This window comes from Pseudoalteromonas luteoviolacea (assembly GCF_021654285.1).
GTDB classification, from domain to species: Bacteria; Pseudomonadota; Gammaproteobacteria; order Enterobacterales; family Alteromonadaceae; genus Pseudoalteromonas; species Pseudoalteromonas luteoviolacea_J.
In genome coordinates, this window is record NZ_JAKFZS010000063.1 from 1 (window position 1) to 8,063 (window position 8,063).

Annotated in this window: 6 protein-coding genes; all 6 read right to left on the reverse strand. The window is 40.4% G+C overall.

All coding sequences use genetic code 11. The features are described 5' to 3' along the window. Positions 1–17 precede the first annotated feature (17 nt). Positions 18–512, reverse strand: a complete 495-nt coding sequence (locus tag L1077_RS26735; protein WP_237139809.1) for a DUF3016 domain-containing protein — start codon at positions 510–512, stop codon at positions 18–20. A 130-nt stretch (positions 513–642) separates the two neighbouring features. Continuing rightward, the gene (locus tag L1077_RS26740) at positions 643–3,702 is read right to left on the reverse strand and encodes an efflux RND transporter permease subunit (RefSeq protein WP_237139810.1); all 3,060 of its coding nucleotides are present in this window, start codon (positions 3,700–3,702) and stop codon (positions 643–645) included. Then, on the reverse strand, positions 3,699–4,772 hold the full coding sequence (locus L1077_RS26745) for an efflux RND transporter periplasmic adaptor subunit (protein ID WP_237139811.1): 1,074 nt from the start codon (positions 4,770–4,772) through the stop codon (positions 3,699–3,701). The genes L1077_RS26740 and L1077_RS26745 overlap by 4 nt, the downstream gene beginning before the upstream one ends. Before the next feature lie 16 nt (positions 4,773–4,788). Then, positions 4,789–5,487, reverse strand: coding sequence for a DUF3313 family protein (locus tag L1077_RS26750; RefSeq protein ID WP_237139812.1), 699 nt, complete (start codon positions 5,485–5,487; stop codon positions 4,789–4,791). A gap of 333 nt (positions 5,488–5,820) precedes the next feature. Further along, positions 5,821–6,432: a transcriptional repressor LexA gene (gene lexA, locus L1077_RS26755; protein ID WP_063363373.1), complete on the reverse strand. Its 612-nt coding sequence runs from the start codon at positions 6,430–6,432 to the stop codon at positions 5,821–5,823. A 575-nt stretch (positions 6,433–7,007) separates the two neighbouring features. Then, the gene (locus L1077_RS26760) at positions 7,008–7,169 is read right to left on the reverse strand and encodes a hypothetical protein (protein WP_196760880.1); all 162 of its coding nucleotides are present in this window, start codon (positions 7,167–7,169) and stop codon (positions 7,008–7,010) included. Positions 7,170–8,063: the final 894 nt, after the last annotated feature.

Sequence of the window (8,063 nt, forward strand, 5' to 3'; positions counted from 1 at the left end):
GCGCCTCAGCGCTCTTTTTATTTATTCACGGTGCCAACCACCGGTGTAACCTCGTCTTCAAACCAATCGCTTAATAAACGCTTGTCATAATAAAACTCGGTGTCTCTACCAGACTTGATTCTATTCATAAAGCTCATATCTTTTAACACTTTAGATTTTGCTTCCGCCATTACTTTACCCGCTTTATCGGTCACGCTATAGGTAATTTTTAAACGTGGAAAATAAATAGGCTTAATGATGCGAATATCATTCATGTTAAATCTAACATCACCTGCTAAATCAATATCTTCAAAAGTTACCGCTAACGTATATCCTGCTGGCATGTCTGAAGCTAGCTTATTCAAATGCGCATCAAATTGCTTTGCAATACGCTTGTGATACCCGCCACGAGTCTCCTTTGCAGGAAACACATCTCTGTACTCTTTAAAGTCTAGCCATGTTACTTTTGCCTCTCCAGCACTGGCCATCATCGGCATAAAAAGTGCCACAATTGCATATTTGAAAAGTTTCATTATTTGCTCCTCTGGTTAGCCTGTGTGTTCATATTCTGCTCACTACGCTGAACGAAAACTTAAGGGTTACATTCATTAACAGGCTTTTACCGGCGTTCACCTTTTAAACCGAATGAACGCCATATCACCACTAGTTTTGCACCTTTATTCTATAAAATAACGCATAGAGTACAGGCACAATGCCAAGTGTTAGTAAGGTAGAAAACAGCAAACCGCCCATGATCCCAAGTGCCATCGGCTCCCACATTTCTCCCCCACCCAAATACAATGGAATAAGACCAAACACGGTCGTCGCAGTCGTTAATAAAATCGGTCGCATACGTTGCTGTGCGGCTGAGATAATCCCCTCTACAGGGTTATTTGGTGTATTCTCAAGCTCAATTTTGATCCGCTCCAACAATACAATTGCATTGTTTATTACAATACCCGCCAAAGAAATAATGCCAAGTAAAGTCATGAAGCCAAAAAATGACTGCCCTACTAGTAGACCCAAGATCACGCCAATAAATCCCAATGGAATGGTAGTCAGTACAATAATTGACTTACGGATCGAGTTAAATTGACCTATCAGCAAGATAACAATAATAAATACCGCTATAGGCATTTTATCTGCAATAGACTGATTGGCTTTACCGGAAGACTCAGCTTCACCACCCAATTCATATGAATACCCAAATGGCCAGTTTTGCTTTTGCTCTTCCAGCCAAGGCACTAATGCAGCAAACCCTTCATTCGCCGTAATGCCGTCAAGCTGCGCACCCACTGCCACGGTTTTTAATCGGTCGCGTCGTAAGATTTGAGCGCTTTCCCAAACCACTTCAATATCTGCAACCTGCTTCAAAGGAACCGATGCGCCTGTAGCTTGTGAATAGACCATCATGGCTTCCAATTTGCCAATATCATCTCTGTCAGCGGCCACAGAGCGTAAGGTAACAGGTATTAGTTCATTTCCTTCGCGGTATTGTGTGAGCTCCAAACCACTAAAGCCAGTTTGTAATGAACTTGCGATATCTTTACTTGATACACCCACACGTCGTGCACGTGTTTGATTTATCTTGATCTGTACCTTTTTGCTTGGCAACCCCCAATCATCACTGATTGCTTTAAGCCCCTGAGTCGCCGCCATTTGCGCTTTTAACTGATCGACAATCGCCATCAAGGTAACTTGGTCGTCACCAGAGAGCCTGATCTCAACCGGGTTAGCTATCGGTGCACCATTTTCAATCTTTCGCTGCTTAATCAATAAGTCAGGGTGTCGACTTAAGGCATACTGCTCAATATCCTGCATCAAAGCATCGATCAATTGATAAGACGTAGTACTGACAATCATCAACGCATAGTTTGAACTTGTTGGCTCTGGTGTATGCGTTAACAAAAATCTTGGGCCACCATTACCGACATAACTGACCCACTGCGTCACTCCCTCGGGGCGCTCACTTGATACCAGTAACTCATTTTGAATAAAGGCTTCCATATCTTTTACCAAAGCTTCGGTTGTTTCTAACCGAGTACCGATAGGCAGTTCTAGCTCTACTTTGAAATAGTCACGATCTGAAGGTGGGAAAAATAATTTCGGAATTAACTGCATGCCTTGCAGCGCAATAAAAAACGCAGCCACACATGCCATCAAAGTGATCCAGCGGTGGCGGATCATGGTGGTTAAAAGGTTTTTATAAGTTAAATAAACGCCAGTGTTGTAATCAGCTGCTTGTGATTTCACACGTGTAAAGTACACACATAACATAGGGATCATAGTCATAGCCAGCAACCATGAACATAGCAAAGTAATGGTCACAACCTTGAACAATGAAGCCGTGTACTCACCTGTCGATGATTCAGCTAAAAAGATAGGTAAAAACGCAGCCCCAGTTGTTAATGAAGACACTAGCAAAGGCACTTTTAATTCATCCGCCGAGTCAACCGCAGCATCTATCGCCGCCTTGCCGCGCTCCATTTGTACCATGATGTTTTCAGACATCACAATACCGTTATCAACTAACATCCCAAGCGCGATGATGAGTGCAGCAAGTGAAATTTGGTCAATACTAATGTGGAAAAATGACATCACCAAAATGCCAAAGACCATGCTCATTGGAATAAGGCTGGCAACAATAAGGCCTGTTCTTAGTCCCAAAGTGAATAACATCACTAAGGTAACCACCAATACCGCTTGCAAAAGATTGGAGACAAAGTCACTGACCTTTTGCTCGACTTCCTTAGGTAAGAAAGAGAGCAACTTAAATTCAACGCCAATGGGATAAACACTTTCTAAATAGTTAAGGGTTTCTAACACCTGCTCGCCCAAAGCAATATTATTACCGCCTTGTCGCATAGAAATGGCGATCGTTAAACCCTCATCTAAGCCCACTCGTACCTTAGACTTTGCGGGATCTGCATAGTCACGATAAACAACGGCAATATCAGACAGTAGCAATACCTGTTCGCTACCCGGTACATTAATGATGGTATTGGCAATATCTTCTACTGACTCAAAATTGCCACTCGGCTCAAGTGCGAGGGTTTCATCATTGATATAAATAGAACCGCCAGGATTGACAATATTTCGTGATGCAAGTTGCTCTTTAAGCTGGTTAGGTGAAATGCCAAGGGCACCAAGCCGCGCGTTTTCAAATTCAATAAATACACGCTGTTCTTGGTTGCCATAAATTTCCACCTTTGCAGCCTCAGGTAAGCGCAACAAGGTGTCCCTAACCTGTTCAGCTACATCTTCCAATTCACGATAGGTATATCCTTCAGCGGTAAGCCCTATGACAATACCGAACACATCCCCAAATTCATCGTTAACAATGGGAGTTTGCGCATCGCTGGGTAAATCTTTCTCTATACTCTGGATCTTGCGCCTTAAATTATCCCAGATAGGGCGCATATTCTTATAGCTTTCCTTAATATTGACGCTAACGATAGAAACGCCTGTTTTGGAGGTGCTACTGACAAAATCCAATTCCGGGATCTGCTGTACAACCTTCTCGATTTGGTCGGTGACAAGCTCTTCTACTCGCTGAGGGCTTGCTCCAGGGAAGTAAGTAACCACTTGCGCTGTTCTGATAATAAAACCAGGATCGTAATCTTTTGGCATTTTATTAAACGAGATGATCCCAAAAAACAACAATGCCGCTATCAGTACCCAAGTTGTCCGGTTATTTTCTAATGCAAGTCTGGTTATATTCACTGGACCCCCTTGTTAAATTTTACAAGTTGGCCTTCACTCACTTTACTCATACCAGCAGTCACAATATAAGTGCCTTCCGAAACTCCACTGATAACCGGAAAACCTAGAGTAGAAACCTCACCAATCACAACCGGGTTTTTCTTAATTTTTCCCTTACCTGCTCCAGCAGACTCCACTGTCCATACAAAATTACCGGATGCATCTTTGAGCACAGTTTTTATTGGTAAGTAGAGACCACTTTTATTCACATCAGCGCCTTTGGCAAGCACCTTTGCTGTCATGCCCGGTAAGATGTTGTAACCCTCGGGGCGCGTCATGCTGAGAGTAACCTCATAGGCTTTCGTTACCTCATCCGCTTGTGTGCTCACTTCAACAAAGTCTAATGGAAATGTTTTATCAGGGATCCCTGAAAACTCTGCAATAATGTGTTTAGGCGCATCTTTTGAGACTTTAATCATTAAGCTCTCAGGCACATTGACCTTAAGCGTTACATGCTTGATATCTTGCAGTGTTGCGACAACTTGCTTGGCTTGTACCTCTTCAAAACGCTCTATATAAGTGCGTGCCACTACACCCGAAAATGATGCTTTTAAGCTTGTGTAAGACAAGTTGTTTTTTGCATTCGCCAATTTACTTTTTGCACTAGTAAAGTGGGACTGTAGTTGGTCATAGTCAGATTGCGAAATCGTGCCTGATTTAATAAGTTGTTTAGCACGCCTAAAGTCAGCCTGTGCTTTATTATAATTAGCCTGTGCTTCATCTAAAGAAAGTTTGTATTCTGTTGCATCTAACTTAGCAATTACATCACCAAGCTGAATTTCTTGCCCCTGCTTTACCAGCAACTCTGTAACTTCACCTGATACTTTAAATGATAGATCCGCAGAAGAAGCTGCATCGACTACCGCAGGGAATTCCACCAAAGGGCCATCGACTTGTGAAGAAAGCAATAATGTCCTCACTGGACGAAGCTGCTCTGATTGCTCTTGCTCTGACTTTTGCTCTGAACAACCAATTAATGCCAAGCAAAATATTGCCATAACACCTAGCTGCTTGCCTTTTATTATCTTCATAAAAGCTCCTTTAGTTTTACTGAACATTACGATGTTGAGTCATCGCAGTAACAAAATTATCTATCCAAACATCAAGTACGGCCTTAACCGTTTCAACATTCTCAGTACCATCAGCCTTCAGTACCGAATCCAATTCTTTATGTGCAGTCATCATCACCACTGGGGCCTGCCGACTCCCTAAATAGAACGCTGACTCGAGTGACACATGTGTTAATGCCTCGGTTTGCTCTGTCGCAGCTAAATAAGCAGTTTTGCCCGCGTTATACACTAACCTGATAGGCACAAAGTCTCTTACCTGTAATGAAATGGGTTCAAATTGCACATCTGTAAAAGCGCCTTCAATTGTCAATACAGTGTCATCTACACCTTCGGGTTTTGCCGTTACAACTTTATAGTAAGGGCTCAATTTGATTTGCATTTGCGACTGCATGTAATGACTTAGCTTAGCAACATGCTGAGGATTAATGTTTAAAAACTCAGATTCAGAAGCGTTAATCCACACTTCAAACTGAGGAATGTAGAGCACTTCGATTTTACTTAACACTTCTCTATTGAATGTGTTATCGACGAATAGGTTGGTATCTTCATAGTCGTCAGAGGGGAGTAATACATCATAATTAGGTAAAAAACCTGAGCGCGTATTGTTTGAGCTCGAAGCACAGGCGGATAACATACATACCAAAGCCACAATCAATACTACTTTAAACCAAGTCATAAGCTGCTCCATATTCAATTCATTTCCAGTGGTTTTAACACAATCACAAGCAAGCCTCTGATCTCTTTTGAAATCAAATGTAACCTGTGAATACAAATAAATTTAAGTTCTTAAATTAAGACGAATAGCTCAGACTGCGAATCATGGATTTAGTGCAAAATAATTTTTATTTTTGCTTAACAAGCACGTATTCCAAAGCTGATGTTACATTTATGTAACGTAAGTATATGATATGGAAGTATAGCTTAAAAGGGGTCTGTGAATTTATAAAAATGGTTTTGGTGAGATAAGCTGAAAAATAAGATCTCAGCTTATCAGGCAATCAGCAAAACATTACAAGTTACCGCGGATCACACCAACAGCGAGACCTTCTATATTGAAAACCTCTTGCTCTAGGTCAACTTCAATCGGTGAGAAATCTTCATTCTCAGCATGTAAGAATACTTTTTTACCGACTTTTTCAAAACGCTTAACGGTGACGTCTTCCTCAACACGAGCAACAACAACTTGCCCATTATTGGCAACTTGAGTTCTATGAACAGCAAGTAAGTCACCATCCATTATGCCGATATTTTTCATGCTCATGCCATTAACACGAAGTAGGTAATCAGCTGATGGCTGGAACATACCAGGATCTACTTGGCAATGATTCTCTATGTGCTCTTGCGCCAAAATAGGCTCTCCAGCTGCTACGCGACCTACAAGAGGTAACCCCAGCTGCTCTGGTTCATCCGCTTCCACCAATCGAATACCGCGGCTTGCGCCAGGCACCATTTCAATGACTCCTTTTTTAGCAAGCGCTTTCAAATGTTCTTCAGCAGCATTGGCACTGCGAAAACCAAGAGAATCTGCAATTTCCGCACGAGTCGGTGGCATACCTGTGTCTTTGATAAAAACTTTGATCAGCTCGAATACTTGTTCTTGTCGTTTTGTTAAAGGTCGCATATAACTGGTTTTCCATACAGTGCATTTACTGTGAGTATATACAGTTAAAATTAAATCGCAATGCTAAACCTCTAATACTTGACTGATTCACTAGAACTATTTGGAACAAGGCAGCAAGGTTAAGAGCGCATCACTTGATGAGCCAGATAATGTAGCTAACAATTTTCCGACTCGATAGTAATAAGGCTAAGTTAAAACCTACATCTGAAGCCCCGATAATAACAAAATACTCTAATTGAAAATGCTATCAAGTACAGGGAGGGGATCTCAAACTTATCTTGTAAGTATACAAACTCTTTATAATCTTGACTGAGTACAAAATAAAACCCAGACTCTAATAAAAAAGAAAAAATGATTGAGATCTAAAATTAAAAACCAACTTATTTTTTGCAAAAAAAATAAAGCATTAAAAATTTAAATCACACTTAATTTATATGAAAATACAAGAGTGGAATTAAGAATAGTGGAATGAAGAACAATATTAATAAAATAAAAAAGTAGTAATAAAATGAGTTTTCAACGGATAATAAGCTACGTGACTGAGCTACCATTAAGTAGCTCATTAAATACAGACTTTAGCAAGCTGAAGTTGTATAAGTACCTGGGCAAGTTCTAGTACCAGTGCACTCCCAAGTCTTGAAGAAGCCGCCAGCAACCTGTGGAGTCATCTCAGCTGGTACGTTAGCTTTATCATGACTAATAAGTTTGATGTTTTTCTTTTTAAGTTTTAATAACATTTTTATATCTCCTTGTTGACAACAACAAACCTAACAGTATTTATTTATCATTTCAACAAAAATAAATAAATTATTTTAGTAAATAATAATTTCGATAAAATCAATATAACTAAACGAAATTAAAAAACGAAACACATAAAAATATCGTGTTCTTAAAAAGATAACCAACCTTTAAAAAGTATATAAAGAGTATAAATTTATTAGATATTTTTAGTCTCTCTACAAGCAGATTTTTAAAATTTAAAAAGGCTCAGGTTGTGACTACATTACATAACATCGCTTAGGTAGATACTGTGTAACGACGTAGCCATGCACTACAGCACATGAGCTGAACGAGCAATAACCTAAGGTGTCTCACCATTTGCTAAAAGACACAATAGACTTATCACCAACGCTTACTGTCATTCATGTTTTGCATCTTGTAAGTTAGATGAGCGAAGCAATAAATCTATATGTTCAACAAAAAGTTATATTTCGTCGAAAGTAATAGCCGCTCTTTGCAAACAGTAACGCTGCGATTACCCAACCTTTGGGCGTAAAGAAGATTTGTGATGCAACGCGAAACATTGGCATTCTTTTCGCGCAAGGTGAAATGAGCCGGTTTAGCTATTGCCGAGAGACTTAACGCAAAAAATCCGTCGCATTTCTGCAACGGGTTTGACGTACATAGATGTACTAATGTCGATTAGATTCATGGATGAATTAAGTGCAAAGTACAGTGACATAGAGCGAAGCGAGTACATTTACTTTGCGCAAGGTGAATATAGTGCGAAAGGTTAATGACGCAGCGCGAAGCGCTGGCATTCTTTTCGCGCAAGGTGAAATGAGCCGGTTTAGCTATTGCCGAGAGACTTAACGCAAAAAACCCGCTGCATTTCTGCAACGGGTTTCTTT

Bases quoted from the DNA above. Each gene is read 5' to 3' on its own strand.
- L1077_RS26745 (WP_237139811.1), bottom strand. From the start codon at position 4,772: ATGAAGATAATAAAAGGCAAGCAGCTAGGTGTTATGGCAATATTTTGC.
- L1077_RS26760 (WP_196760880.1), bottom strand. From the start codon at position 7,169: ATGTTATTAAAACTTAAAAAGAAAAACATCAAACTTATTAGTCATGAT.
- L1077_RS26750 (WP_237139812.1), bottom strand. From the start codon at position 5,487: ATGACTTGGTTTAAAGTAGTATTGATTGTGGCTTTGGTATGTATGTTA.
- lexA (WP_063363373.1), bottom strand. From the start codon at position 6,432: ATGCGACCTTTAACAAAACGACAAGAACAAGTATTCGAGCTGATCAAA.
- L1077_RS26735 (WP_237139809.1), bottom strand. From the start codon at position 512: ATGAAACTTTTCAAATATGCAATTGTGGCACTTTTTATGCCGATGATG.